This window comes from Streptomyces mauvecolor (assembly GCF_039532965.1).
Classification (GTDB): domain Bacteria; phylum Actinomycetota; class Actinomycetes; order Streptomycetales; family Streptomycetaceae; genus Streptomyces; species Streptomyces violascens.
In genome coordinates this window covers 737,249-761,180 of sequence record NZ_BAAASQ010000008.1, presented here as the reverse complement: position 1 = coordinate 761,180, position 23,932 = coordinate 737,249, and the positions used below count along the sequence as shown (strand labels likewise).

Sequence of the window (23,932 nt, the reverse complement as noted above, 5' to 3'; positions counted from 1 at the left end):
GCGCACCAGGAGTCGTCGCCATGTGATGCCAACTGGTGCGCTGAACAAGGCCTTATTACGCCCTATCAAGTCCCGTCAGGAAGAAACATGAACGACATCAGCGAATTCAAGAGCATTTCCCCGACCACACTCGCCGACGTCCTGGGACGCGAACAGGTCATGGATATCGGCATTCGCCCTCTGTGGTCGCCGATGCCGCGCGTTGCCGGACCCGCATTCACCGTTCGGTGTCCCCCTGGTGACAACCTCATGCTGCACGCGGCCATCCACCGCGCGGAGCCCGGTTCGGTCGTCGTCGTCGAATCGGGCGACCTGGACTACGCGCTCGCCGGCGGAAACGTCTGCGCCGTCGCCCAACGCCAGGGAATCGCGGCGTTCGTGGCCGACGGGGTCATTCGTGACCTCGCCGAGGTCCGCGAGTTGGGCTTTCCCGTGTTCGCCCGGGGCGTCATTCCCATCCCCGGAAGCAAGAAGGCCGTGGCCCCGCTCAACGAGCCGGTGCGCTGCGGCGGCGTGCGGGTGGACGCGGGCGACATCGTGGTGGCCGACGAGGAGGGCATCGTGGTCACTCCCCGCGGCCGCTGGGAGCAGGTGCTCCTGGACGCCGGGCGCAAGCTGGCCAAGGAGGCCGGCGAATCCCTCGACGCGTGGGAAGCGACGCACCGCGCCCGCATCGACAAGGCCCTGAGCGCGGGCGGCTTCGAGGGCTGAGCGGTATCGGCCCGACTGCCTTCACCTGGCGGCGCGCCTGCGTCATACATGGCCGAACGGAGGGACCGGCCTTCCAGCCGACTGGCCGTCAGCTACCGGGAGTTGACCCGCGGGCGACCCCCACCTCGCGGACGAGTTCGAGGCCCAGGATGCGGTCGAGGTAGGCCATGGTTTCGAACTTGGCCCCTTGCGGCACATCGTCGGCCGTCGCCAGATCGTGCAGGAGGCGCAGGACGGCCGCGGTGTCGAGGCGGTTGTCCAGGGCGGTCCGGGCGGTGCTCTTGAGGTCGGCGGGAATCGGCTTCGAGGGCTGCTCGGCCCAGTCCGCCACGGCACGCCGCCAGCGGGCCATGGCGCGGCCGGCCTCGCCGACCTGCTCGGCGGTGACCGAGACCGGCTCCTCGTAGGGGTGGCTGAGCAGCAGCAGGCGTACGGCGAGGAGGTCGAGGCCCTCGAACGGGGGCAGCTGAGCCGCGCCGACCTGCAGGCAGGCGCTGCCCGCGCCTTCGTACGTCCCGGTGGTGAGCTGGACGCCGGGCAGGCCGCCGAGTGCCTCCGCGATCTCCTCCGGATCGCCCTCGGCGTCGGCGGGCCGGATTCCGGCGGCAGCGGCGGCCGCTTTGTCGTGCGGACCGGTCCATCCGATGAGCACCGCTCTGCCGCGCATTTCGACGACGCGCGCCAGCACGTCCGCGATCAGCAGCACCCGCAGCCCGGTCCCGGCAGCACCGTCGGCGGGGGCGTGGGCGCAGATGCGCAGCGGGCCCGGTCCGGCGAGTTCTTCGACGATTCGCAGCACGTCGCCGAGCCTAGGGGTTCGGGCCCGGCCTGGACAGCGGTCCACGCCCGGGCGCGAGAGGAACGCCGCCTCAGGACACCGGGGGGCACGCCGGAGAACACCCGCTCACGCAAGCAGCGGCCTCAGCGCCCCGTTCCGCAGCCGCGTCACGAGCGGGGCAGCGAACCGGCGCGCGGACCAGGTCACCGCGAACGAGACCACCCCTCCGACCACCAGCGCGACCAGCACGTCATGCGGATAGTGCGCGCCCACGTACACCCGCGAGGCACCCATCAGGAGCGCCACCACCGAGGCCACGATCCCAAGGCGCCGGTCGACCAGGAACAGGGCGACCGCCGCGGCCGCGGCGACCGTGGTGTGGTTGCTCGGGAACGCGTAGTCGTCCAGGGGCGGGCACTTCTCGATCAGGAAGTCGTGCGGCAGCGCCCGGCAGGGGCGGGGCTCCGTGAACACCGACTTGATCGCGTCATTGACCACGTACGCGAGGACCGCCGCGATCGGCGCGGCCAGCGCCGCCGCCATCACCGAGGCGTCCCTGCGCCGGGCGAGCCACCAGCCGGTCAGCATGAACACCGCGAAGAGGGCGATGCCGTAACTGGTGAAGACGGACACCGGCCCGTTGAGCCAGTGCGTGTGCCGGGCGAAGTCGGTGATGTCGCCGTACAGGCCGCCGTCGATGGACGCGCCGTCCAGGGCCTGTGGCGTGGGGGTGGAACTGGTCATGGGATGCGGTTCTCCGGTGGTTCGACGGGCGGTGCGCGCGCCCCGCGGCGAAACGGGACTGGGTGTGGAGCAGAAGTCCTGGCAACTGCCTCGTGAGCGGAAAATGAACGTCTACAGGCTCGTAGACGCAAAAGGATAGAGGCAGGTTGCTCGGTTCCGCGGTCCGCCTCGGCCGAAGTCGGGCCTCAGGACCACCATGCCTCGGCGATCGCCACACCCATGAAGACCGCGCCGAGCCCGGCCACCACACTGACCACGACGTTCGCCGCGGCGTAGAACTTCGCCCCGTCCTCGCTGAGCCGCAGCGTCTCGTACGAGAACGTCGAGTACGTGGTCAGCGCCCCGCAGAGCCCGGTGCCCACGAACAGCTGCACCTGTGAGGACGCGGCGCCCGCCGTGACCGCGCCGGTGAGCACGCCGAGGATCAGACAGCCGACGACGTTGACGGTGAAGGTGCCCCAGGGGAAGACGCTGTCGTGTTTCCGCTGAACGGTCAGGTCGGTGAGGTAGCGCAGGGGCGCGCCGATGGCCGCCCCCGCCACCACGAGGAGCCAGTTCACTCGGCGCGCTCCCGTCCGCCGTACCGGATGACCTCGCAGTCGTCGAGCATCACCAGGCCGTCGGCGACCAGCTCGTCGAGCTGCGGCAGGAAGTCCCGTACGCGCTTCTCGTGATCCACGACGACGATCGCGACGGGCAGGTCCTCGGTCAGCGAGAGCAGCCGCTGGGTGTGGATGAGCGAGGAGGCGCCGAAGCCCTCGATGCCCCGGAACACACTGGCACCGGCGAGGCCGGCCGCATGCGCCCGGTGGACGATCTCGGCGTACACGGGCTTGTGGTGCCACAGGTCGCTCTCGCCGACGAAGATCGTGAGGCGCAGGGCCCGGCCGGTCGGTCTCGTCATCGGTGCCTCCACACCAGTGCGCGGCGGGTCAGCCACACCGCGCTCCCTACCGCCGTGAGCGCCACGAGCAGCGTCAGCGCCAGATAGGCGAGGCCGGTGCGCGGCTGCCCGGCGGCCACGAACTTCTGGATGTCGACGGCGTACGTCGAGAACGTGGTGAAGCCGCCGAGGACGCCGGTCCCGAAGAACGGGCGGACGAGCCGGTGCGCCGCCCACACCTCGGTGATCACCACCATGAACACGCCGATCACCGCGCACCCCACGCCGTTGACCAGCAGCGTCGTCCAGGGAAACGAGCCGGGACGAGTGGTCCACAGGAGCGAGGCCCCATAGCGGGCGCAGGCGCCGAGCGCGCCGCCGAGTGCCACGACCGCGACGACCGGGCCGAGGCCGCGCGTCACGACGCGCGGCCGCGCAGGGACGGCCAAGGCGACATCGGGTTCGGTCGCCGCCCCCGGCTGCTGGGCTCCCTTGGACATACGTCTCCTACCTGCAGGACGCCCTGACCAGGGCGCACGCGCTCGCAAGTAGGGACCGTCGGCGGCGCGGATGCCGCGGTTCGGGTACGGCGGGCCCCACCGCCGCGCGGCGAACACCGGGGATCACCGCTTCCCCCAGGCTAGCGTCGTGCCTCGCCCGCTCGCCAACCGGTCCCGTGCGAGGTGCGCGGTCACGGAGGCGGCGGCAGCGAGCCGAGGCCGGGTGCCGTGTCCGGCCAGACCAGCAGGACCGGGCACGGCGCGTGATCCACGACGAACCGGGCGGCCGGGCCGAGACTGGGCGGGCCGAGACGGGTGCGATCGCCGTCGCGCGCGCAGATCAGGAGCTCGGCGCCTTCCGCGGCGCGTACGACCTGCTGCTCGGCGCGGCCGTGCAGTGCGATGCGGCGGGCCGGGCGGCCCAGGCGCCGTTCGGCCTCGGCGAACAGGTCGTCGGCGGCGGCCCGGGAGAGGTCTTCGAGGCGGGTGCCGGGATCGCGCTCGGGACGGCCGCGGCCGAGGAGCCCGGCGAACGCGCCGTGCGCGGCCTCGGGCACCGCGTCGTCCGTGGCATGCAGAAGTACGAGGTCCGCGTCCCCGGCCCGCTCGCGCGCGGCGTCCACGCAGGCGGGCCAGGTGCCCTCGGTGATCCAGATGATGACGCTCATGGAATGCGGTCAGCCTCCGATCGTGTGCAGCGCCACCCACAGCGCGGCGGTGGACGCGGCCAGTGTGGCGGGAACGGTGATCAACCCGAGGCGGGTGAAGTGGCCGAGGGCCGGCGCGTCGTCGTGTTCGTGCAGGATGCGCCGCCAGAGCAGGGTGGCGAGCGACCCGACGTAGGTGAGGTTGGGGCCGAGGTTGACGCCGATGAGGACGGCCAGGACCGGGCCGGGCCCGCCCGCCGCGGCCACCGGGAGCAGGGCGAGTACGGCGGGCAGGTTGTTGATGAGGTTGGAGAGCACCGCGGCGACGGCGACGACCGTGAGCAGGGCGGGCAGCGAGTCGCCACCGGGCAGCAGGTGGCCGATGGCGGAGCCGAGTCCGTTGTCGACGACGGCCTTGACGACGACGCCGAGGCCGAGCACGAACAGGCAGAACGGGATACCCGCCGAGCCCACCAGTCTGCGCGGCGTGGTGCGCCGCTGGGACAGGGCGCGGGCGGCGAGGACGAGCGCGCCCGCGAGCGCCGCCCAGGCCGGGCTGAGGCCGGCGAACGAGGTCACGACGAAGCCGCCCAGCGTCAGCGCGAGGACCACCAGCGTGAACACGGGCACCTCCGTGCTTCCGGTGGCCCGTGTCCCGTGCGCCGTGGCCGCGAGGTCGGTGCGGAAGAAGACGCGGAAGATCGCGTACTCGACGGCGACGGCGGCCAGCCACGGCAGCGCCATCAGCGCCGCGAAGCGGGTGAAGGAGAGTCCGCCGGCGGCAAGGGCCAGCAGGTTGGTGAGGTTGGAGACGGGCAGCAGCAGGGAGGCCGAGTTCGCCAGGTGCGCGGTGGCATACACGTGCGGGCGGGCCCGGACGCCGACGCGGGCGGCCGTCGCGAACACCACGGGGGTGAGCAGCACGACGGTCGCGTCCAGGCTGAGCACCGCGGTGGTGACGGCGGCGACGGCGAAGACTCCGCCGAGCAGCCGCTGGGAACTGGACCCGCACACGCGGGCTACGGCGTCTCCGGCGGCCGCGAACAGGCCCTCGTCGTCGCAGAGTTGGGCCAGTACGAGGACGGCCGCGAGGAAGCCGACCACCGGGAGCAGGTCGCGGGTCTGCTGCCAAGCCTCGGTCGGCGAGACCGCGCCGAGCGCGACGACCAGCCCCGCCGCGGGCAGCGCCGCCACCGCTTCCGGCCAGTTTCGGGGGCGTACGACGGCGAAGGCGAGCACGCCGAGCAGGAGGACGGCCGAGACGATCTCGGCGGTGACGGTACTCAGGGTCGGCCTCCGGGCAGCGGGCGATCACGGCCGCGGGCCCCGTGCCACACCACCGCGGATGACCCTATGTGCTGATCACCACTCCGCATTCTCCGGCAGGGGCGGCACTCCTGCGCCGCGGGGCCACCCGAGTCAGGGGGTCAGCGGTGCGGCCTCCGGCGTCGCCACCGGTTCGTCCGCCATCCGGGCCGGCGAGCGCAAGGAGCGCAGGCAGCACCAGGCCGCCAGCGTCCCGGCCAGCACGGTGCCCGCCGCCGCGAACGTCCACACTCCCCTGACGTCGGCGAGACCGAGGCCGAGCGCGCCCATCACGTACAGGCCGACGCCGCTGGCGAGCGAGTTGAACAGGCCGCCCGCGGACAGCATGGTGGCCCGGCCCCGCGCGGGCACCCTTTCGTTGAGGGCGGCCTTGAGGCCGGGCATGCAGAGTCCGCCCGCCATCACGAAGCCGATGTAGAGGGGGATGCCGAGCAAGCCCGAGCCGGTGACGGCCGCGCCCGCGAGGCAGACCCCGGCCGCTACGGCGCTCATCAGCACGATGCGCCAGCGCAGTTCGGGGCGGCCGCGCACGGTGCGCGCGACGACTTCGAGCACCGGGATCTGCAACATCTCGCCCGCGCAACGCGCGGCGGCCATCGCGACCAGCGAGCCGCCGGTGAGCGCGTCGAAGTGGACGGTCCACTGCACGCCCGGCAGGGCCCGGAAGAGATACAGCGCGGCGATGCCGAGAAGCAGCCCGGTGAGCAGCCGGTCGGTACCGAGCGCCCGGCCGCAGCCGCGCAGCGCGTCGAGCGAGGCGGCGGTCAGCTCGCGGCGGACCGAGCCCTTGGGTGCTTGCGTGGGCGCCGGTGCGGGGTCCTTGAGGAGGGTCATGGTGAAGACGGCGCCCGTCAAACAGGCGGCGCCTGCGAGGAGTTGGGGCACGGCGAGGCCCAGGAACTGGCCGGCGACGGCGCCTGCCACCGTGCCGGTGACGATGCCGGTGTTCTCCGCCATGCGGCCGCGCGCGAACAGCGCGTCGAGGTCGGCGGCCGGGTCGTCGCGGTGCAGCTTGTCCACGGCCCAGGCGTCCAGGCTGCCGGACGCGAACGGGGCGCCCACCGCCGCGAGCAGGGTTCCGGCGATGGCCACGCCCGGGCTCGCAGAGAAGAACAGCATCGAGTAGCCGACCGCCCGGATGACGAAGCCGAGCAGCAGCGAGGCACGGCGGCCGATCGCGTCGGCGAACACCCCGGTGGGTACTTCGAGCAGCGCTTCGAGCAGCCAAACGGTGCCGATGAGCGAGACGATCGTGGTGCTGGTCAGGCCGCGTTCGGCGAGCAGCAGCACCGAGGTGACCGTCAGACACATGTCGCCGAAGAAGTCGAGGCCGCTCAGCAGGAGGTAGCGCCGGACCGTCGAGCGGCGCACCGCCTCCGATGGCGCGGGGGCATGCTTCACTCGTCACCTTTTCCGGTGCGCAGGGCCGGCACGACGCCCATGTCGTACCGGTAGGGGCGGCCCGCCGCCTCGAAGGCCGTACGGATCCGGTCGCGCAGCGCGGCCGGGATCCCTTCGGGGTAGCGGCGGGAGAACGCCGACTCGTGCTGGAACACCAGGAAGAGGCCTTTCGCGCCGAACGAGTACCGGGTGTGTGCCGCCGCGAAGCACTCGCCGAAGGCCACGGTGAACAGCCGCTCGCCGTCGAAGGGGAACCACCAGGCGGGGTCTTCGAGATCGGCCATGCGGACCTCGCACGGCGGGTCGGACCGCTCGGCCAGCCAGCTCAGCGCGGTCAGGGAGGACTCCCGCAGGAGCGTGACGTCCGCTCCGAGGCGGCCGGGCAGTTCGAGGACGAATCCGTCGGCGTCGTCCTCGGCCACCTCGCGCAGCGCCCCGCGCAGCAGCGGCAGCGCCCGTTCGAGGTGACCGCCGAGGGTCAGCCCCTCGTCCGCGGGGTCGGAGTACACCCAGTGCGTGACGCGGGCGAACGGGCAGTGCGTCTGGTCGATGACGGGCTGGAACGCCGTCCGGAGTGATCTTCCGCTCACCGCTCCCCCGCTTCCCGGGTCGCCGCCCACTGCGCGGTGACGTCCGCCCGCAGCCGCCGCCAGCTCTCCGGCCGCTCCCACCAGCGGGCGCCGTGCGCCGCCCGAAGGACGTCGACCGTGGCATCCGCGCGAGCGTGGCCCTGCGCGACCGTACGCCAGTAGTCGGCGCGCCGCACCTCTTCGCGCAGATGCCCGGGATCGATCAACTCCCCGACGGTTTCCTTGAGTTCACGCTCCAGGCGTTCGGGTCGTACCCCCGCGCAGTGCAGGACGAGGGCCGCGAAAGCGCGGGTGTAGTGGTCCTCGTAGCGGCAGTGCTCCCCGACCTGCCGGGCGCGCTCGGCTTCCAGACCGAGTGCGGTCAGCCAGTCGTCGCAGCGGCTCAGCCACTCGACCACCATGGCCACCCATTCCACGACGCTGTCCGGCGCCTGCCAGCGTGCGGCGAGCGGCAGGTCCGGCGGGCGCCAGGCGAGTTCCATCACGTGGCCGAGCTCGTGGTGGACGTACTGGGCGCTCAGGGCGACCGGGCGGGTGGGCAGGGCGACCGCCGTCCAGTCGGGGATGCGGACCGGCAGCGTGGCCGACGGCTGGTCCCCGGTCCACACCAGCGAGATCCGGTGCTCCTCGGGCAGTGCGCCGACCTTCCGCAACCGGCGCACGGCGGCTCGCACGAGCAGGCGCGGCGAGAGTTCGAAGCCGAGGTGGTCGCCCCGCAGGAACGCCCTGCGATCCTCGCGGAACGCCATTGCGGGGACGCCTGCGGCACGCGACCAGTTCTCGATGATGCCGGGCAGTGCGGCAGGGTCGGCGAGGTCCGGCGCCGCGCGGGGACGGCGGTCGGGGTCCTCGTCGGCGCGTCTGGGGGCGCCTGCCACCGAGCGCAGGAGTCCGGCGAGTTCACGCCGCCCGGCGTCCGCGTCGGACAGGCCGAGGTCGACGGAGCGCAGCAGCTCAATGGCCCGCTCGACCGCCACGTCGTCGGCCCGTTCCTCCGCGCTCGGGCCGGGTGTCTGGTGCGGTCCGGATGCCGGGGGAAGCAGGTCGGTCACCCGGCCGCCTCCCTGGCGAAGGCGCCGACCCTGACCAGCCGGTCGAGCAGCGCATCACTCGGCTCGGTCGTCGGCACCCGCTCGCCTTCCACCAGCCAGGCGAGCGCCGACGCCTCCGCGTCCCGCAGGATCAGGGTGCGCCCGGCGCCGGTGCCGCCGCCCGGCACGAGCTGGGCGGTGGCGCGCGCCACCGGACGTACCGTGTCGAGGACTTGCTCCCAGGGCATCTGGGCCTTCTTCAGGGCGACCCGCCGCGCATAGTCGACCGTGTCGTACGGGCTCACCCTCAGCCGGGTCCCGACCGCCGGGCGCACTCCGATGCCCGCAGCCTCGCCGGATGGCGTCAACTCGCCGTAGTTCAGGTCGAGTTCGGCACGGGCCAGCTCCCACTGCCAGTCCGGTCGCCCTGCGGGCCAGCCTCCATCCGTCAGATATGTGGCGAACGCGCGAGCACTGGAGGCCAACGGCGGGAAGGACTCCCCCGGTTCGCGCTCCCGCTCGCGCCAGGCCCGGCTCGCCAGGAACCGGGCAATGCCGTCGGTCCCTTCGGCGGCGAGATAGAGGAACGATGCGGTGGGCAGCCGTGCGGACAGGACGGAGGAGACGGCCGCGAGGCGCCGGGCCCGCTCCAGGCGGAAGCCGATCGGGTTCTGCACCTCCTTGGGGACGTCGTCGGTGCTGTCCGTCTCGTACAGGGCTTCCCACAGGCCGCGTACGGCGCGTTCGTACTCGGTGCGCACTGCCTCGCTCATCGCGTCGCCCCGTCCTTGCGCCAGATCTCCACTTCGGCGGCGAGGCGGCCGACCTTGGTGACCAGGTCCTCGCCGCGGATGCCCTCGGACTCGGCGACCATGGCGCGCAGTCCGCGCGCCTCGGGCATGTGCCGTCGGGCCAGTTGCCACAGCTCCTCGCTGATCGGTGCGGCGTGCTGGTCGTCGGCGGTCGGCCCGTCCTCGGCCGCGAGGACGGTGACGCCGGAGAGGTGGCTCTCCACGACCCGGTCCCAGGCGTAGTCGGCCGGCATCAGGTCGTCGGTGCTGATGCCGCTGACCGTCGAGGCGATGAGGTGGTGTCCGACGTCATAGACCATGGCGGCGTCGGCGCGGACGACGATCTCCGACTGGAGCGTGAACGGGTTGGCGTCGCCGATGACGTACGCGTAGCTGGAGTTCTCCACCGCCACCCGCACGCCGAGGAGTTCCTGCATGCGCTCGACGCGGGGGACGACGTAGTCGACGGCGTCGGCGATCCACGGCATCGGGACGAGGGCCTCGACGAGGGCCTCGCCGTCCTTGGTCCACATCGCGAGGTCGGTCGTGACCCACTCGACGCCCAACCGGCGTGCTGCGACGCCCAGTTGCCTGACCAGCGTCTCGTCGATGGGGTCGAGGCCGCACAGGTCGAGGTCGAGGGTGTGGAGCAGCGGGACCAGGTCGTACTGGTCGCAGAACCGCAGCGCCTCGTCGATGGTGGTCATGTCCCGGGCATAGGGGCCGACCATGAACGCCCGGTCCGTGCCGGTGAGTTGAGCGGCAAACGGGGCGAGGCGGTCGTGTTCGGTGGTCATGTCCCAGCTGAAGGCCACCAGGGGCGGTCCGCCGGGCGGCGCGGCGTCGGTCACGGTGCGCACGGGACCACCAGTTCCCTCCGTTCGGCCTGGGCGAGGACCCCTTCGTGCCCGGTCGGCCAGTCGGCCTCCTCGTCCCACAGGGGGCGCAGCGCCTCGCAGGTGGCGTCGCGCAGATGGATCCTGCGCAGGCCCTTGCCGGCCCGCAGGGTGAGGGTCGCGAAGGGGCGGCCGCGGGGGCGGGTGTGCTGGACCGCGACGGGCCAGGGGCAGTCGGCGCAGGTCTCGCGCAGGCGTAGCGCGTAGTCGGGCACGTCGTACCGGCAGTCCGCGGCCCAGGCCCCGTCCGGCAGGCGCAGGCCTCGTTCGAGGGCGGCGGCGGTGGGCTTGGCGGGCGTGCCCCACAGGATGTCGAACTCGTAGCGCACGATACGGGCGGCCCACGGCTCGGCGGCCGACAGCCAGGTCTCCTCCAGGAACGCGGCGAAGGTGGTGACGGTGGAGGTCGCGTCGGGGAAGAGGGAGCCCTTGCGGGCGCGTCGCCCGTGCCAGTGTTCGCTGCCGAGATAGGCGTCGAGCCCGCTCGGCAGGTGGCCGCAGTAGAGACGGGTCGTCGCGGGCAGCGCGCCGGTGAGGGTCTTGAGGACCCATGCCTTGCGGGTGGCCCGGTCGACGATCATCCCGGGGTCGTCCGCGCGTGCCTCGGGCTCGGGTCCGTAGAACTCGCGCCACAGCTCGCCGACCTGGGTCACATAGGGGTGCACTTCGGCGGTCATCGGCTCACCGCCTCGATGCAGTCGTCCATGCGCTCCAGCTTGGCGATCAGGTCGTCCGCGCTCATGCCCTCGGACTCCCCGATGAGGGCCTGGAGCCGGGTCATCTTCGGCATGAGGATGTCGGTGGTCCGCCACACCGGTTCGTCGACGGGCCACTTGTGCTGGTCCTGGACGAGTGGATAGGCGCCGAAGTCCCGCACGGTGATCCCCGAGATGTGCGCCTCGACGACGCGCTCCCAGGGGAAGTCGGCGTCCTCGGGCCGTTCGACCGGTTCGCCGCGCTGTTGGCGCAGGATGTAGAGGTGGCCGATGTCCATGCACAGACCGCAGTCGGCGCGCTCGGCGACCTCGCTCATGAAGGTGAGGATGTCCAGGTCGCCGACGAGGACGGGGTAGGGCGGGTTCTCGCCGATCACCGGCATCTGGGCGATGTCCTGGATGTGTTTGACGCGGTCCCCGACCCAGTCGACGGCCTCGCGGGTGAGCGGCACCGGCACCATGTTCTCGATCAGCGTCTCGCCGTGCAGCACCCACATGGCGAAGTCGGTGGTGATCCAGGGCGAGCCGAGGGTTTTCGCGTACTCGGCGATCTGCCGCACCATGCCCGGGTCGACCGGGTCGATGCCGCACAGGTCGAGGTCCAGGGCGTGGAAGTACACCGACAGGCCGTTGCCCTCGCTGAACGCGCGCAGGTCCTGCACGAGGTCGTCCTGGCCGCAGAGGGCCGCGGCGCTGAACGCCGTCACCGGCCGGGTGCTGCGCCGGACCACCTCGGCGGCCAGTTCGCGCTCGGTCATCGAGTCAGTGCTCAGGCCGAGCACCGGCCGCCCGTCGGCGACCGGCACCGCGAGGGCCGACGACCGGGCGAGATGGGTGGGGGCTGCCATCAGGGGCCACTCCGTTCGGCGGTGTTGGGCGTGGTGAGGGGGGCGGCGGGCAGGAGGGCCACGGCCCGGTCCACCGCACCGGCGTTGTCCGGCGCCAGCGCCTCGATGCGCTCCGCGGCGCGCAGCAGCAGGGCGTCCAGGGTCGGCGCGCCGGTGCCGGGGCGGGGCAGCAGGGCGGCGAAGTCGGCGGCGCCGTCGCCCCGGTGCCGTTCGCAGTCGTCGAGGAGCCGGTCGAAGTAGAGGTTCGGGGCGTGGCGGACGGCCACCACGTCCAGCTGGAGGTCGAGTTCGACCCGGCTCACCGGGTGTTCGGCGCGGTGTTTGGCGCGCGCCTGGAGCAGCGCCTCCGCCTCGGCGAGCACTTGGTCGACGGCCGGCTGGTAGGCGTCGCGGAACCAGACGAGCGCGGCGCGCACCCGGGCGGTGGCCGGGTCCTCGATGAGTGTCTCGATGGGCGGCAGTTCGGACATGCCGAACGTGGTGCCGCGCCGCTCCTGGTAGTAGTCGCGGATGGGCGTGCCCGCGTACAGCGCGAGATGGGTGTAGAGGTGCTCGTGCGGTACGTAGTCGTAGAAGCCGCCCGTCTTGAGGAACTTCTGGTTGGCCCGCAGGTCGGCGAGGGTGGTCTCCGGGTCGATCATGATGAAGTCGAGGGAGACGCCGAGGCCGTGCCGCTCCAGGAGTTTCACCGCGGCCAGGTTGTCCGAGGGATCGACGCCCTTGGAGAGCCGCTTGAGCACGTCGGGCGACGCGCTCTCGATGCCGAGCTCGACGAACCGGAGCCCGCATTCCTTGAGATCGGGAATGAAGTCCTGGTGTTTGATCAGCTGGTTGACCCGGGTGCCGAAGCTGAAGGTGATCCGGGGATCGTAGGCGTGCAGCGCCTGGACGATCTGAAGGGCTCGTTTGGGGTAGACGTAGAAATTCGCGTCGCTGAAGTAGACGTGCTGGTAGTCGAGCCCTTCGGACGTCCTGAAGTGATCCAGTTCGGCGACGACGGATTCACCGGAACGCATGCGGTATTTGCGTCCGATGGTGAGCACGCCGCAGAAGGAGCAGTTGTAGGGGCAGCTCCGGCTGGAGTTGACCGCGAGGGCCGGGATGACCCTTCCGCGGTTGGAGTCGAAGTAGGTGAGTGGCGGGTAGCCGGAGTCGGAGACAAAGGGGAAATCGGGGAAGGGAAGGGAATCCAGATCATCGAGGAACGGCGAATCGATGTTGACCCTGATCTCGCCCGAGGGCGTACGGACGGTGGTTCCCGGAATGTCGAGGCGGTGCTCGTGGCGGTGCCTGACCAGGTCGAGCATCGGCTTCTCGCCCTCGCGGCGCACCACCGCGTCGATGTCGGGGCAGTCCCGCATGATGTCGGTGTGCACGGCCGTGGCATGGGGCCCGCCGAGGACCACCAGGGCCTCGGGGTTGCGCCGCTTCACCCAGGCAGCGTGTTCCAGGGTGGCGTCCAGGGACTCGTTGTAGACGGAGAATCCGACGGTCTCGAAGCGGTCGAGCCGGTGCTCGCCGGAGAGCGCGGCCGGGGACTGCGGGCTGTCGCCGAAGTCGAACCCGGCCGCGGGAAAGCCGTGATGGGCCAGGTAGGCGCCGATGTAGGCGAGGCCGATGGGCTTGGACTTGCGGCGGTCCGAGTACCCCACGGAGGGGTTGACCAGGGCGATCGTCGGGTGCTGCGCGGCGCCGCTCATCAGGCGTGCCACCGCAGTACTCCGCGCTGGAGCAGCTGTTCCAGGAAGCTCCTGGACGGTTCGGGGAGTGCGGCGAGGCCGTCCTCGCGCAGGGTTCCGACGGTGCTGCGCCAGAGCCGGGACGCCGTGGGATTGAGCCGCAGGCACTCGCCCGCCGGGCCGCCCCCGGCGATGTATACCTGGTCGCATTCGTCGAGTACGGGCAGATCACTGAGCAGGATCATCGAACCCCTTCCCCCGAAAGCGGCGACGTGCTGAGGCAGGCCGCCGCCCCCGTATCGGCTTCCGCTCAGTTGTAGATACGGCCGAGCATCTTGGTGTAGCTGGCGTCGCCCATGCTCACGACGTCCGCTCCGGGCTGCTCGACCTCTTCGAAGCCGACCAGTTCGTCCTCACCGAGACAGTCGTCCACGGACGACTGATTCGCCTTTTCCTCACGCATATGCCTGTACCTCCGTCGCTCGTTGATTCCCAACAAAACGGACCGGCTCGGCCGTGATCGTGTTTCGACTGATCCTTTGTGGCTGCACCGGACCGAATCCATGTGCGATGGAACGGGTGCGCGGTTATCTGAGCGCCGACGAAATCTGCCGCGACGAATGCGACAGCCGCCTAGGGTGCGACGTTAGGGGCACCGCCATCCGGCAGTCAACGGCCAACTCGGCGGAATTCGTGCGACGCTGAGAACATGAGGGAAGAATTCGACAACGATCCGAACAAGCGGAATGATGTTGATGCTCCGGCCGGTTCGACGGCTTCGTCCGGCCCGGCCGCATCGGCCGGGGAGGAGGCCGCCGCGCAGGAACGCGCGTTCTGGGAGGCCCGTCGGCGGTCGGCGGAGCTCGACGACGACGAGGACGGCCGTCGTGAGCGCCGCGAACTGGGCAGGCAGGCGCGCCGCATGCACCTTCAGGTCCGTGTGCAGCGCTACCGGCGCGGCACCGTCGGTGGCCCGGTGCCGCGCGATCTGAGCCTTCCGCCGCTGCCGGGCCGCGATCCCTGTGACGACGACAGCGGCCGGGACGGCTGACGGCACGTCCCGGCCCGGGGGCATTTCGAACAACGCGGCCCCCACGAGCGCCAAGAAGCACACCGGGCGCCCCCTTCACCACCGGCGCGCAGTCGTGAGCCCGGCGGCAGCCACCACCCGGCACAAGCGCGGGGGCGGGATGTACCGCTCAGCAGCGCCCCGCGCCGCCCTTCGTGCCCGCCGAGGCCACCCGGGGCCCGGCCTCCGCGGTGAGCGTCCTGGGCACCGGCAGCAGCTGGCCCGTCTCCGCGCGCAGTGCGGTCGCGTTGCGCGCGGAGACCCGGCCGAGCGGGGCGGGGGTGAGGACGGACTGGCTCTGGACGTACGCCACGAAGCTCTCGAAGTCGCGGGTGTGGCGCACCGGCGACGAGTGGTCGAGCAGCGCCGGGTAGTCGTCCGCGCCGATCATCGTGTAGGCCGTCGTGGCGAGCCGGTACGTGGCGTGCAGATCGAGCGGCGTGCCGTCGATGAGGACATCGGCCGGGGCGACGCGGTTGCCCGCGGAGCCGGCGGCGTCGAACGTGTACCGCACGTTGTGCGACACGGCGAAGGGCGCGTACGTGAGGACGGTCCCCTTCAGCTTCCACTGCTGTTCCAGCGTGTCGTGGATGACCTGGCCGGTGACGGTGGCCGTCAGGATGGGGTTGCCGTAGCCCACCGCGTTGAACGCCTTGCGGTAGGAGACCGCCCCCTGGGTGGTCGCGTCGAGCGTGAGGTCGGTGTTGATGACGCTCGGCCCCAGACGCGGGGCGAGTGCGATCAGGGCCAGGTCGGCGGGGGTGTTGGGGTAGATGTTGCCCGTGTCGAAGGGGTCCAGGCTCTGCGCCCCGGCCCACAGCGCCCAGTCGGCCGCGAGGTTGCCCATCGTGCTCTCGCCCAGGCTGTTCAGGGTGCGCGTGAACGTGGCCGTCTGGCGGCCGACCCGGGTGGCGCCGCGGTTGTCGGCGTAGCCGGTCCAGTAGTCGGCGGTCTCCTTGAGGGACGGATCGGGCGTCACATCGTGGGTGTTGGGGTGGTTGGTCGAGGTGGTCAGCTCCCGTACGACCTTGCCCGTCACCGGGTCGAGGCGCAGGTTGATCTCGTTGATGAGCTGCGCGTGGCAGCCCGCCTCGACGAACGGGCGGGGTCGGCCGGAGGGGTCCGGCACCATCATGTTGAACGCGCAGTGCCAGTGCCCCGTGACGATGGCGTCGATGTCGGGCGACGCGGCGAGCGCGAGATCGTAGGCGGGCCCCGTGGGCTGGCTCCCGCTGTTGAAATCGCTTCCGGCCACTGCTCCGTCGTGCATGCTGAGCACAATCGCGTTGACGCCCTGCGATTTGAGCAGCGCCGCATAGCGGTTCGCGGTCTGCAACTCGTCCAGCATGCGCAGCGCCGTCTGGAATCCCGTGGACGAGGTCTCTGTTCCGGTGACCGTGAGGTGAATGAATCCGATCGGAATGCGGCGCCCGCCGGCGCCGTGCACCCACTCCACATTCACCGGGGGAAGGACGGTCCTTCCCGAATTCCCCCACAGCATGTTGGCGCAGTAGTAACGGAACTTCGCGCCGGGAAAGGTCCGGCCGGTGGAGTCGGGGAAACTGTTCGTCCAGCCCTCGCCCGTGTACGGTCTGCCGTGCTCCATGTGGTCGATCATGAATCCGGGGGTGCGGTCGAACTCGTGGTTTCCGGCGGTCGCGAAGTCGAGTCCCAACCGGTTGAGTGCCTCGATGGTCGGCTCGTCGGCCAGCGACTCGGCCGGGAACTCCCAGCCCGAGAACAGGTCGCCCGGCGCGAAGAAAATCGAGTTGGTGCGTCCGGCGCGCAGGTTTGCCAGGTGCGTGGCCAGGTAGGCGACCCCGCCCACGGTGAACTGCTGGCCGCCGGCGCCGGTGATGACCGCGTCGCCCGGCGGCGGAGCCTGCAGATAGCCGTGCAGGTCGGTGATGTTGAGCAGTTGTACGTCCACGTACTCGGTCGCGGTCGCGGCGTCGCGGGCGTGGCCACTGGCCAGGGCCGGCGTGCCCGTCGCCGCCATCGTCACGAGTGATCCCGCCACAGTCATGAAGCTGCGTCGACCCACGCCCCACATATCGACTCCCTCATCCGAAAGCTACGCAGCCACGCCGGGAACGACGTTCCGGCTCCCCACCTGGCGGCCCGAAGAACTACGCGACACGAATCCATTGATTGCGGGCACAAGAAATACAACACAACAGGATGGCCGAACCCATGACACGCCGCCGGAGAACGAGCGTCGGCTCCGGGCGGCCAACACGCACCACTCAAGCGCACGAACCACAAGGACAGAAAAAGACGCGCGAAACGCGGAGGATGCGTCACATGACGAGTGGCTGAACTGAAACGGGCGTCGTTCAACCCTGTTTGTGCGCAAGCGTCATGAATACGTGTCAGCGATCCGGGGAATGCGGCGCGGGCGCGAAGTCCCCTCGCAGGACGGGGCTCGGGGGCGCCCAAGGCTAACCGGCTTTTACCTCTCCTCATAGCAGGCCGCCCCTTCCCCGTTCCTCGCCGCACGCCCCGCGCGGGGGCGGTGCGGGGGATGCACCCGGTATTGATTGTCCCCCGCTGCTACCTCTCCAAATCAGGCTAGGGACAAGGGAGTTGGGGCACCGGAGGAGGCCGTCGCAGAGGTCAGCGCTGCGCGGTCAGGGCATATAGGAGCGGAATGCGCGGCGCTGTGTCGGGCAGCCGCCACCAGCCCTGCGGGGTCGCCACCATCTGGGGCCATCGGGGCCAGGGCAGTTCGTGGCTCTCGCGCAGACCGGTGATCGCGAGGCCCGCGCCGAGGAGCGCGGTGATCACCTCGTCGAGCCCGTGCATCCACTCGAAGCACTCCGTGGCGCCCTGCACGGCCGGACCGTCGGTGTAGGTGTACGTCGCGTCGCGGCGGACCGGGCCCCGGCCGCCCAAGTAGTCGTGGCGCAGCAGCAGTTCGCCGCCTTCGCCCGGGCCCGGCGAGGGGCCGAGGGAGTTGAACAGAGGGTGGAACTCGACGAGGTAGAGCCGTCCGCCGGGGCGCAGCAGGGCGGCGATCGTCTCGGCCCAGCTGGGCAGGTCCGGGAGGTAGCACAGGGCGCCCTTGCCGGTGTAGACGACGTCGAACCGGCGCCCGTCCAGCTCCCGGGCCGCGTCGTAGACGTTGGCCCGGACGTATTCGACATCCAGGCCCGACTCGGCGGCCACCGTCCGTGCCGCCGACACCGAGGCGCCGGAGAGGTCGAGCCCGACGGTGCGGGCTCCGCGCGCGGCGAACGCCACCGTCTCGGTACCCAGGTGGCATTGGAGGTGCAGGACGTCCCGGCCCTTCAGCTCGCCGAGGTCCTCCCATTCGTACGCCCCGAACCAACGCTCCGGGTCGGCCGTCCTGTCGGCCAGGCCGTAGAAACGGCTGGCGAGATGGACCGGGGTGCGGGCATCCCAGTTCGCTTCGTTGGACGACATCATCCGCCGCACTGCCGGGTCGAAGCCGTCGGTCGTGTCGGTCAACAGGTCTCCCCTCACGGACACCATTGCGCCACGACACTACCCAGCACGCCGGGAAGGTAAGTGCCTGACAGCCTGTCAGGTCGATGTCTTCGGCGCCTCGCGCACGACTCCGGCGATGACCGTGGTCACGGTCCTGCGGACGTCCTCGGCCTTGAGCGGTGCGCCGTCCTGCCCGGCGAACAGCAGGTGTCCGGCACCGATCAGCGTGGGCGCGAGGGCGTCGATGTCGGCATCCATCGCGATGCGGCCCAGGTCGCGCTCCGCGCCGAGGTACGTGGCGATCATGGCAGTGGCCTCCGTCAGGAGGGGGAGCCCGCGCGGCGTGGTCCGGCGCAGCCGGGTGCGCAGGGCGTCCCGGGAGATGACGAGGCCGACGACCGCCATGGCGACCGGGCCGAACAGCTCCGTCAGCGCGTCGGCGAGGCGGTCCGCGACCGTGCCGGTTCCGGCCGCCTCGCGCAGGGCTGCGGCCTGGGAGTCGAGCCGGCCGATGCGGTCGAGGACGAGCCCGGCGAGGAAGTCGTCGAAGTCGGTGAAGTGCCGGTGCAGCACGCCCTTGGCGCAGCCCGCCTCCGTGGTGACGGCCCGGCTGGTCAGCGCGCCGGCACCGTCCCGGAGCAGGATCCGCTCGGCGGCGTTGAACAGTTGCTCGCGTGGGTCCTGCAGGGCCACACCTGTCGGCATCGCGGATCCTCTCCCGGTCTCCACCCTTGACGAGTGGGCACGTGCCCACAATAGTGGGCACATGCCCACTCTACCTCCGGAGCAGCCCTGTCCTGCTGAAGACGAGCCCCATAGGGCCCGCCGCATGGCCGAGTCGTTCGGCTCGGACGCCGAGCGCTACGAACGGGCCCGCCCGCGCTACCCCGAGGCCCTGGTGCGCCGGATCGTCGCCGCCGCCCCCGGCCCCGACATCCTCGACGTCGGCTGCGGCACCGGAATCGCCGCCCGGCAGCTGCGGGCGATGGGGTGCCACGTGGTGGGGGTCGAGCCCGACGCGCGGATGGCCGACGTGGCGCGGCGATTCGGGGTCGAGGTCGACGTGGCGAGGGTCGAGGACTGGGAGCCGGCCGGGCGGACCTTCGACGCGGTCACCGCCGGGCAGGCCTGGCACTGGATCGACCCGGTCGCGGGGGCGGCCAAGGCCGCACAGGCACTGCGGCCCGGCGGCCTGCTCACCGCGTTCTGGAACGCCTTCCAGCTCCCGCCCGAAGTGGCGGAGGCCTTCGGCACCGCCTACCGGCGGGTCGTGCCCGGCTCCCCGTTCGATCCCCGGGCGATGGCGAAGAGCACCCTCGACGCGTACGCGGCGATGCTCACCAAGTCCGCCGACGGGATTCTCGAGGCGGGCGGATTCGGCGAGCCGGAGCAGTGGCGCTTCGACTGGGAGTGGTCCTGCACCCGCGACGCATGGCTGGACCAACTGCCCACCTACGGCATCCTCACCGGCCTCGCACCGGACAAGCTGGCCGAGGTGGTGCGGGAGGCGGGGGCCGCCGTCGACGCGCTGGGCGGCAGCTTCACGATGCGCTACGCGACGGTGGCGGTCGCCGCGACCCGAACGGGCGCCGCCTGACCGGCAGTTGGGGCATCTGGGCTCACATGGGCGGCGCGGACCGCGCCACCCGGAACCCCACGTCGTCGATCCGGAACGTCGGGTGGCTGCGGCGCCGCACGGAGGCCCGGCAGCTCCAGGGCTCGTCGAACCACCCGCCGCCGCGCAGCACCCGGTAGCTCTTGTAGACCTCGGCGTCGTAGACGTCCCAGCACCACTCCCACACATTGCCCAGCATGTCGTGGAGGCCCCATGCGTTGGGCCGCCTGCCGCCCACCTCGTGGATCCGCTCCCCCGAGTTGGCCCGGTGCCAGGCGATCTCGCCCAGCGGGCCGTACCGCGCCCCGGTCGTGCCGGCCCGGCACGCGTGCTCCCACTCGGCCTCGGTCGGGAGCCGGTAGCCGTCGGCGGACGCGTCCCATGCGACGCTCTCGCTGTCGACGTGGCGATACGCAGGCGTCAACCCCTCCTGCCGGGAACGGGAGTTGCAGTAGAGGACCGCGTCCAGCCAGGAGACACCCTCGACGGGCCGTCGCTCACCGTGCGCGATGCTGGGCCACTCGCCGGTGACCCGCGCGTACGCCCCCTGGGTCACCGGGTGCATGCCGAGGCGGAACGCCGCGACGTCGACCTGCCAACTGCGCTGCGTCCGCCGGTCCGACAGCGTGACCCGCCCCGGCGGAACTGCGATCATCTCTTCCCCGGCCATCGCATTCGCGTCCATGATCAAGTGATCCTAGCCAGGGCTCGTCCCGCCCCTACTTTTCGGTCAGCGGGCTCTCGCACGCGCGGTGGGCCGGCGGGGGCAGGGCACGGGTGTAGGGGTGCGGAGGAAGGGTGCCGAGACACGCGCCGGGCGCCGACTCGTTGACCGCCCTCACCCGGCCCAACGGAGCAGGCCCGAAGGGGGACTTGGCGCGTACGAAGGCGTTGAAGCTCTCGAAGTCGCGCGTGTGCCGGACGGCCTCGGTGTGCTTCAGGAGAGCCGGATAGCCGTCGGCGCCGATGAAGGTGTACGACGTCGAGGCGAGCCGGTACGAGGCGCGGAGGTCGAGCGGGATGCCGTCGATGAGGACGTCGGCGGGTCTGACGCGTTCGCCGGGCGGCGCGGCGGCGTCGAAGGCGTAGCGGACGTTGGCGGAGACGGCGAGGGGCGCGTAGGTGAGGTCCCCGTCGTGCGTGGCCCACTGCTGTTCCAGTGCGTCGTGGAGGGTCTGTCCCGTGACGGTGGCGGTGATGACGGGACAGCCGTAGCCGACGGCCTTCCACGCCCGGTCGAAGGTGACGACCCCGCCCGAGGACGGGATGTGCGGCAGCCCGTTGCCGATGACGGTGCGGCCGGTGCGGGGGGCCACCGCGATCAGAGCGAGGTCGGCGGGATCGTTCGGGTGGATGTTGGAGTTGTCGAACGTGTCCGGTTTCTGGCGGCCGGCCCACAGCGCCCAGTCGGCCACGAGGTTTCCCATCGTGCTCTCGCCGGTGGAGCTGAGGCGCCTCGTGAAGGAGGCGGTCACCCGGCCGATGGGAGTGGTGCTGCGCCGCCTCGCACAGCCCGTCCAGTAGTCGGCGATCTCCTTGAGGGCCGGATCGGGCGCCACGTCACGGGAGTTGGGGTGGTTGGTGGATGTGGTCAGCGCGCGGACGACGGCGCCGGTGCGCGGGTCGAGCCGCAGGTTGATCTCGTTGATCAGCTGGCCGTGGCAGCCCGCCTCCACGAACGGGCGGGGATTGCCCTGGGGGTCGGGCAGCATCATGTTGAACGCACAGTGCCAGTGGCCCGTGACGATCACGTCGATGTCGGCCGACACCGCAAGCGCCAGATCGTATGCGGGGCCGGACGGGGTCGTCGCGCTGTTGAAGTCGTTCCCGGCCACGGCCCCGTCGTGCATGCTCAGGACGATGGCGTTGACGCCGCGGTCCTTCAGCTCCGCGGCGCACCGGTTGACAGTGGCGACCTCGTCCAGCGTCGAGAGGGCGGGCTGGTAGGAGGTGGAGAAGCGCTCCATGCCGACCGTCGTCAGGTGGATGAACCCGATCGGCAGCCGACGCCCGCCCGGTGCGGTGACCCATTCGATGTTGTACGGAGGGAGCACCGTCCGGCCGCTGTGCCGCCACACGGCGTTGGCGCAGTAGTAGCGGAACGTCGCCCCGACGAACGGTTCGCCCTGGGAGTCGTAGAACGTGTTGGTGTGCCCCATCCCCGGGTACGGGATGCCGTGCTGCATGTGGCCGGTCAGAAAGCCGGGTGTGCGGTCGAACTCGTGGTTGCCGGCCGTCGCGAAGTCCAGGCCGAGGCGGTTGAGCGCCTCGATGGTGGGCTCGTCCGCCATGGATTCGGCGGCCATCGTCCAGCCCGAGAACAGGTCACCCGGCGCGAAGAAGATCGAGTTCGCCCGGCCGGCCCGCAGCCGTTCCAGGTGGGTGGCCATATAGGCGACCCCGCCCACCTCGTACCGCCGCCCGCCGGCACCGGTGATCACGGTGTCCGCCCCGGGCGCGCCCTGGAGGAAGCCGTGCAGGTCGGTGATGCTGAGCAGCTGGACGTCGACGTACTCGTGCGCGCTCGCCGCGTCCCGCGCGTGCGGGGTGGCGAAGGCGGGGGTCCCGGTGGCGAGGAGGGCCCCCAGCGAACCTGCCGCGGTCATGAAACTGCGCCGGCCGAGCTCGCGCACGTGGGTCCCCTGTCTCGGGTCGAGGCTTCCCCGCGTCCGCGGACATGCGCCGGACACGCGTCGCGCCGGGTGCATTCCCTCGCCCCCGTGGCGAAGGGATCGGGCGCGCCCAACCTAAGTCGTCGGCTCGCGGCAGGCACGCTTGCACGGCAAAAGGGGCCCTCGTGTCGCGGAGTCCCGGCAGGTGCAGGGCGGGCAAACGGCCGAATCCCGCTCAACCGCACCAGGCCCGCTCAACTCCCTCACCCGCCCCCGGGTCCTATCGGCCGACCGGCGCGCCACACGAGCACTCACGGGAAGAGGCCCCCATGGCAGTACGTACGGTACGGAGAGTCAGGACCGCGATCCTCGGGGCGGTCCTCGCCGGCGCGGTGATCGCCACCGCGTTCGTCGCACCCGCTTCGGCGCAACAGGCACAGCCCGCCGGAGATGCACACCCCGTCGGCCATCGCGCCACTCAGCAGGCCATGGACGCCACGGTCGCGGCGGGTGTGCCCGGGGTGATCGGCGTCGCCGAGGACCGGCGCGGCCGCTGGACCGGCGAGGCGGGCGTCGCCGACACGCGCACCGGCCGCGAGCGCCAGGCGCAGGACACCTTCCGGGTCGGCTCGATCACCAAGACGTTCATCTCGACCGTCCTGCTCCAGCTGGAGGCGGAGGGCAGGCTGAGCCTGGACGACTCGGTGGACACGTGGCTGCCGGGCCTGGTGCGGGGCAACGGGAACGACGGGCGCGCGATCACTCTGCGCCAAATCCTCAACCACACCAGCGGGATCTACAACTACACGGCGGACCCGGACTTCCGGAAGCTGGTCTTCGGCCCCGGCTTCCTCCAGCACCGCTACGACACCTGGACCCCCGAGCGCCTCGTGCGCACGGCCGTGGCCCACCGGCCCGACTTCGCACCCGGCACGAGCTGGAAGTACTCGAACACCAACTACATCCTCGCCGGAATGGTGATCCAGCAGGTCACCGGCCGTTCATACGCGCAGGAGGCCGAGCGGCGCATCCTGCGTCCGCTGAACCTGCGCTCCACCTCGTTCCCCGGCACCGACGCCCGGATGCCGCAGCCGAGCGGCCGGGCGTACTCGACACTGGGCGGCGCCCCGGACCAGGTGTACGACGTCACCGAACTCAACCCGTCGGTCGGAGGCTCGGCGGGCGAGGTCGTCTCCAACTCCCTTGATCTCAACCGGTTCTACCGGGCACTGCTGGGCGGGAAGCTGCTGCCGCCGCGCCAGCTGGCGGAGATGACGACGACCGTGCCCAGCGACGAGATCCCCCACTCCTCGTACGGTCTTGGCCTGATGAAGGTCAGGCTGTCCTGCGGCACCGAGGTGTGGGGCCACTCCGGAGGCATCCACGGCTCCAGCTCGGAGGCCATGGTGACGAAGGACGCCGGACACTCACTGGCCTTCAACTTCAACGGGGACTGGACGGGCGACTCGACGAAGGTCACGGACGCGGAGTTCTGCGGGACGAAATGACGTACCGAAGCGGGCAGTTGCACCCCCCGTTCAGTTGCACAAGAGCCATAAGGAATTCTTCTGACTCCGAGACCTGACATGTCTTGGACTTCCGGCTTCGGCCGTCGCAGGGTGGAGCCGGAAGAAAGGATGTCGGT

The 23,932-nt window shown here is 71.2% G+C and carries 26 protein-coding genes; 4 read left to right on the top strand and 22 right to left on the bottom strand.

The features are described 5' to 3' along the window. The first annotated feature begins 87 nt into the window (after nt 1-87). Nucleotides 88-711, top strand: coding sequence for an RraA family protein (locus ABD346_RS11475; protein WP_344374199.1), 624 nt, complete (start codon nt 88-90; stop codon nt 709-711). An 88-nt stretch (nt 712-799) separates the two neighbouring features. On the opposite strand, the gene ABD346_RS11470 is transcribed toward ABD346_RS11475, so the two are convergent. From ABD346_RS11470 to ABD346_RS11390, 17 genes are all read right to left on the bottom strand, one after another. Then, on the bottom strand, nt 800-1,510 hold the full coding sequence (locus ABD346_RS11470; RefSeq protein WP_344374197.1) for a cysteine--tRNA ligase: 711 nt from the start codon (nt 1,508-1,510) through the stop codon (nt 800-802). Nucleotides 1,511-1,615: 105 nt separating this feature from the next. After that, complete coding sequence (locus ABD346_RS11465; protein ID WP_344374196.1) at nt 1,616-2,233, bottom strand: phosphatase PAP2 family protein; 618 nt, start codon at nt 2,231-2,233, stop codon at nt 1,616-1,618. A gap of 185 nt (nt 2,234-2,418) precedes the next feature. Further along, nucleotides 2,419-2,793, bottom strand: a complete 375-nt coding sequence (gene crcB, locus ABD346_RS11460; protein ID WP_344374195.1) for a fluoride efflux transporter CrcB — start codon at nt 2,791-2,793, stop codon at nt 2,419-2,421. After that, a complete protein-coding gene (locus ABD346_RS11455) occupies nt 2,790-3,137 on the bottom strand; it encodes a DUF190 domain-containing protein (protein WP_344374194.1) in 348 nt (115 codons plus the stop codon). The genes crcB and ABD346_RS11455 overlap by 4 nt, the downstream gene beginning before the upstream one ends. Further along, nucleotides 3,134-3,616: a fluoride efflux transporter FluC gene (locus ABD346_RS11450; protein WP_344374192.1), complete on the bottom strand. Its 483-nt coding sequence runs from the start codon at nt 3,614-3,616 to the stop codon at nt 3,134-3,136. Before ABD346_RS11450 ends, ABD346_RS11455 begins: the two co-directional genes overlap by 4 nt. Before the next feature lie 191 nt (nt 3,617-3,807). Then, the gene (locus ABD346_RS11445; RefSeq protein ID WP_344374191.1) at nt 3,808-4,284 is read right to left on the bottom strand and encodes a universal stress protein; all 477 of its coding nucleotides are present in this window, start codon (nt 4,282-4,284) and stop codon (nt 3,808-3,810) included. A 9-nt stretch (nt 4,285-4,293) separates the two neighbouring features. Continuing rightward, nucleotides 4,294-5,550, bottom strand: a complete 1,257-nt coding sequence (locus tag ABD346_RS11440) for an SLC13 family permease (RefSeq protein ID WP_344374475.1) — start codon at nt 5,548-5,550, stop codon at nt 4,294-4,296. A 132-nt stretch (nt 5,551-5,682) separates the two neighbouring features. Continuing rightward, nucleotides 5,683-6,990 carry an MFS transporter gene (locus tag ABD346_RS11435; protein ID WP_344374189.1) on the bottom strand — a complete coding sequence of 436 codons (1,308 nt, stop codon included), beginning with the start codon at nt 6,988-6,990 and terminating at the stop codon, nt 5,683-5,685. Then, nucleotides 6,987-7,580, bottom strand: coding sequence for a hypothetical protein (locus ABD346_RS11430; RefSeq protein ID WP_344374188.1), 594 nt, complete (start codon nt 7,578-7,580; stop codon nt 6,987-6,989). The genes ABD346_RS11435 and ABD346_RS11430 overlap by 4 nt, the downstream gene beginning before the upstream one ends. Then, on the bottom strand, nt 7,577-8,632 hold the full coding sequence (locus tag ABD346_RS11425) for a hypothetical protein (RefSeq protein ID WP_344374187.1): 1,056 nt from the start codon (nt 8,630-8,632) through the stop codon (nt 7,577-7,579). The genes ABD346_RS11430 and ABD346_RS11425 overlap by 4 nt, the downstream gene beginning before the upstream one ends. Continuing rightward, nucleotides 8,629-9,384 carry a hypothetical protein gene (locus tag ABD346_RS11420; RefSeq protein ID WP_344374185.1) on the bottom strand — a complete coding sequence of 252 codons (756 nt, stop codon included), beginning with the start codon at nt 9,382-9,384 and terminating at the stop codon, nt 8,629-8,631. Before ABD346_RS11420 ends, ABD346_RS11425 begins: the two co-directional genes overlap by 4 nt. Further along, entirely contained in the window at nt 9,381-10,262 is an 882-nt protein-coding gene (locus ABD346_RS11415; RefSeq protein ID WP_344374184.1) for a multinuclear nonheme iron-dependent oxidase, read from the bottom strand. Before ABD346_RS11415 ends, ABD346_RS11420 begins: the two co-directional genes overlap by 4 nt. Beyond that, nucleotides 10,250-10,975, bottom strand: coding sequence for a hypothetical protein (locus tag ABD346_RS11410; RefSeq protein ID WP_344374183.1), 726 nt, complete (start codon nt 10,973-10,975; stop codon nt 10,250-10,252). The genes ABD346_RS11415 and ABD346_RS11410 overlap by 13 nt, the downstream gene beginning before the upstream one ends. After that, complete coding sequence (locus tag ABD346_RS11405) at nt 10,972-11,862, bottom strand: multinuclear nonheme iron-dependent oxidase (protein ID WP_344374181.1); 891 nt, start codon at nt 11,860-11,862, stop codon at nt 10,972-10,974. Before ABD346_RS11405 ends, ABD346_RS11410 begins: the two co-directional genes overlap by 4 nt. Beyond that, nucleotides 11,862-13,574 (bottom strand): B12-binding domain-containing radical SAM protein, encoded by a 1,713-nt coding sequence (locus ABD346_RS11400; protein ID WP_344374179.1) that lies wholly within the window; start codon nt 13,572-13,574, stop codon nt 11,862-11,864. Before ABD346_RS11400 ends, ABD346_RS11405 begins: the two co-directional genes overlap by 1 nt. After that, on the bottom strand, nt 13,562-13,786 hold the full coding sequence (locus ABD346_RS11395) for a hypothetical protein (RefSeq protein ID WP_344374178.1): 225 nt from the start codon (nt 13,784-13,786) through the stop codon (nt 13,562-13,564). Before ABD346_RS11395 ends, ABD346_RS11400 begins: the two co-directional genes overlap by 13 nt. Before the next feature lie 65 nt (nt 13,787-13,851). Continuing rightward, complete coding sequence (locus tag ABD346_RS11390) at nt 13,852-14,004, bottom strand: hypothetical protein (protein WP_344374176.1); 153 nt, start codon at nt 14,002-14,004, stop codon at nt 13,852-13,854. 246 nt (nt 14,005-14,250) lie between these two features. Between ABD346_RS11390 and ABD346_RS11385 the strand changes: the two genes are divergently transcribed. Further along, nucleotides 14,251-14,592: a hypothetical protein gene (locus tag ABD346_RS11385; protein ID WP_344374175.1), complete on the top strand. Its 342-nt coding sequence runs from the start codon at nt 14,251-14,253 to the stop codon at nt 14,590-14,592. 148 nt (nt 14,593-14,740) lie between these two features. On the opposite strand, the gene ABD346_RS11380 is transcribed toward ABD346_RS11385, so the two are convergent. The 3 genes from ABD346_RS11380 to ABD346_RS11370 form a co-directional block, all read right to left on the bottom strand. Next, nucleotides 14,741-16,636, bottom strand: coding sequence for a bifunctional metallophosphatase/5'-nucleotidase (locus tag ABD346_RS11380; protein WP_381228938.1), 1,896 nt, complete (start codon nt 16,634-16,636; stop codon nt 14,741-14,743). Nucleotides 16,637-17,226: 590 nt separating this feature from the next. Continuing rightward, nucleotides 17,227-18,039, bottom strand: coding sequence for a class I SAM-dependent methyltransferase (locus ABD346_RS11375; RefSeq protein ID WP_344374474.1), 813 nt, complete (start codon nt 18,037-18,039; stop codon nt 17,227-17,229). Between the two features lie 117 nt (nt 18,040-18,156). Continuing rightward, on the bottom strand, nt 18,157-18,765 hold the full coding sequence (locus ABD346_RS11370) for a TetR family transcriptional regulator (protein WP_344374172.1): 609 nt from the start codon (nt 18,763-18,765) through the stop codon (nt 18,157-18,159). Nucleotides 18,766-18,826: 61 nt separating this feature from the next. Between ABD346_RS11370 and ABD346_RS11365 the strand changes: the two genes are divergently transcribed. After that, nucleotides 18,827-19,657, top strand: coding sequence for a class I SAM-dependent methyltransferase (locus ABD346_RS11365; RefSeq protein WP_344374170.1), 831 nt, complete (start codon nt 18,827-18,829; stop codon nt 19,655-19,657). A gap of 22 nt (nt 19,658-19,679) precedes the next feature. Here ABD346_RS11365 and ABD346_RS11360 read toward each other — a convergent pair whose 3' ends face one another. Together ABD346_RS11360 and ABD346_RS11355 are read right to left on the bottom strand one after the other, a co-directional pair. Next, nucleotides 19,680-20,360 carry a formylglycine-generating enzyme family protein gene (locus ABD346_RS11360; RefSeq protein WP_344374168.1) on the bottom strand — a complete coding sequence of 227 codons (681 nt, stop codon included), beginning with the start codon at nt 20,358-20,360 and terminating at the stop codon, nt 19,680-19,682. Between the two features lie 34 nt (nt 20,361-20,394). Then, on the bottom strand, nt 20,395-22,308 hold the full coding sequence (locus tag ABD346_RS11355; RefSeq protein ID WP_344374167.1) for a bifunctional metallophosphatase/5'-nucleotidase: 1,914 nt from the start codon (nt 22,306-22,308) through the stop codon (nt 20,395-20,397). A 308-nt stretch (nt 22,309-22,616) separates the two neighbouring features. On the opposite strand from ABD346_RS11355, the gene ABD346_RS11350 reads away from it, so the two are divergent. Next, on the top strand, nt 22,617-23,795 hold the full coding sequence (locus tag ABD346_RS11350) for a serine hydrolase domain-containing protein (protein WP_344374166.1): 1,179 nt from the start codon (nt 22,617-22,619) through the stop codon (nt 23,793-23,795). The last annotated feature ends 137 nt before the right edge of the window (nt 23,796-23,932 follow it).

Coding starts and splice junctions, on each gene's coding strand:
- ABD346_RS11475 (WP_344374199.1), top strand. CDS start 88: ATGAACGACATCAGCGAATTCAAGAGCATTTCCCCGACCACACTCGCC.
- ABD346_RS11465 (WP_344374196.1), bottom strand. CDS start 2,233: ATGACCAGTTCCACCCCCACGCCACAGGCCCTGGACGGCGCGTCCATC.
- ABD346_RS11455 (WP_344374194.1), bottom strand. CDS start 3,137: ATGACGAGACCGACCGGCCGGGCCCTGCGCCTCACGATCTTCGTCGGC.
- ABD346_RS11450 (WP_344374192.1), bottom strand. CDS start 3,616: ATGTCCAAGGGAGCCCAGCAGCCGGGGGCGGCGACCGAACCCGATGTC.
- ABD346_RS11445 (WP_344374191.1), bottom strand. CDS start 4,284: ATGAGCGTCATCATCTGGATCACCGAGGGCACCTGGCCCGCCTGCGTG.
- ABD346_RS11420 (WP_344374185.1), bottom strand. CDS start 9,384: ATGAGCGAGGCAGTGCGCACCGAGTACGAACGCGCCGTACGCGGCCTG.
- ABD346_RS11410 (WP_344374183.1), bottom strand. CDS start 10,975: ATGACCGCCGAAGTGCACCCCTATGTGACCCAGGTCGGCGAGCTGTGG.
- ABD346_RS11405 (WP_344374181.1), bottom strand. CDS start 11,862: ATGGCAGCCCCCACCCATCTCGCCCGGTCGTCGGCCCTCGCGGTGCCG.
- ABD346_RS11395 (WP_344374178.1), bottom strand. CDS start 13,786: ATGATCCTGCTCAGTGATCTGCCCGTACTCGACGAATGCGACCAGGTA.
- ABD346_RS11390 (WP_344374176.1), bottom strand. CDS start 14,004: ATGCGTGAGGAAAAGGCGAATCAGTCGTCCGTGGACGACTGTCTCGGT.
- ABD346_RS11385 (WP_344374175.1), top strand. CDS start 14,251: ATGAGGGAAGAATTCGACAACGATCCGAACAAGCGGAATGATGTTGAT.
- ABD346_RS11380 (WP_381228938.1), bottom strand. CDS start 16,636: ATGACTGTGGCGGGATCACTCGTGACGATGGCGGCGACGGGCACGCCG.
- ABD346_RS11375 (WP_344374474.1), bottom strand. CDS start 18,039: ATGATGTCGTCCAACGAAGCGAACTGGGATGCCCGCACCCCGGTCCAT.
- ABD346_RS11370 (WP_344374172.1), bottom strand. CDS start 18,765: ATGCCGACAGGTGTGGCCCTGCAGGACCCACGCGAGCAACTGTTCAAC.
- ABD346_RS11365 (WP_344374170.1), top strand. CDS start 18,827: ATGCCCACTCTACCTCCGGAGCAGCCCTGTCCTGCTGAAGACGAGCCC.
- ABD346_RS11360 (WP_344374168.1), bottom strand. CDS start 20,360: ATGGACGCGAATGCGATGGCCGGGGAAGAGATGATCGCAGTTCCGCCG.
- ABD346_RS11350 (WP_344374166.1), top strand. CDS start 22,617: ATGGCAGTACGTACGGTACGGAGAGTCAGGACCGCGATCCTCGGGGCG.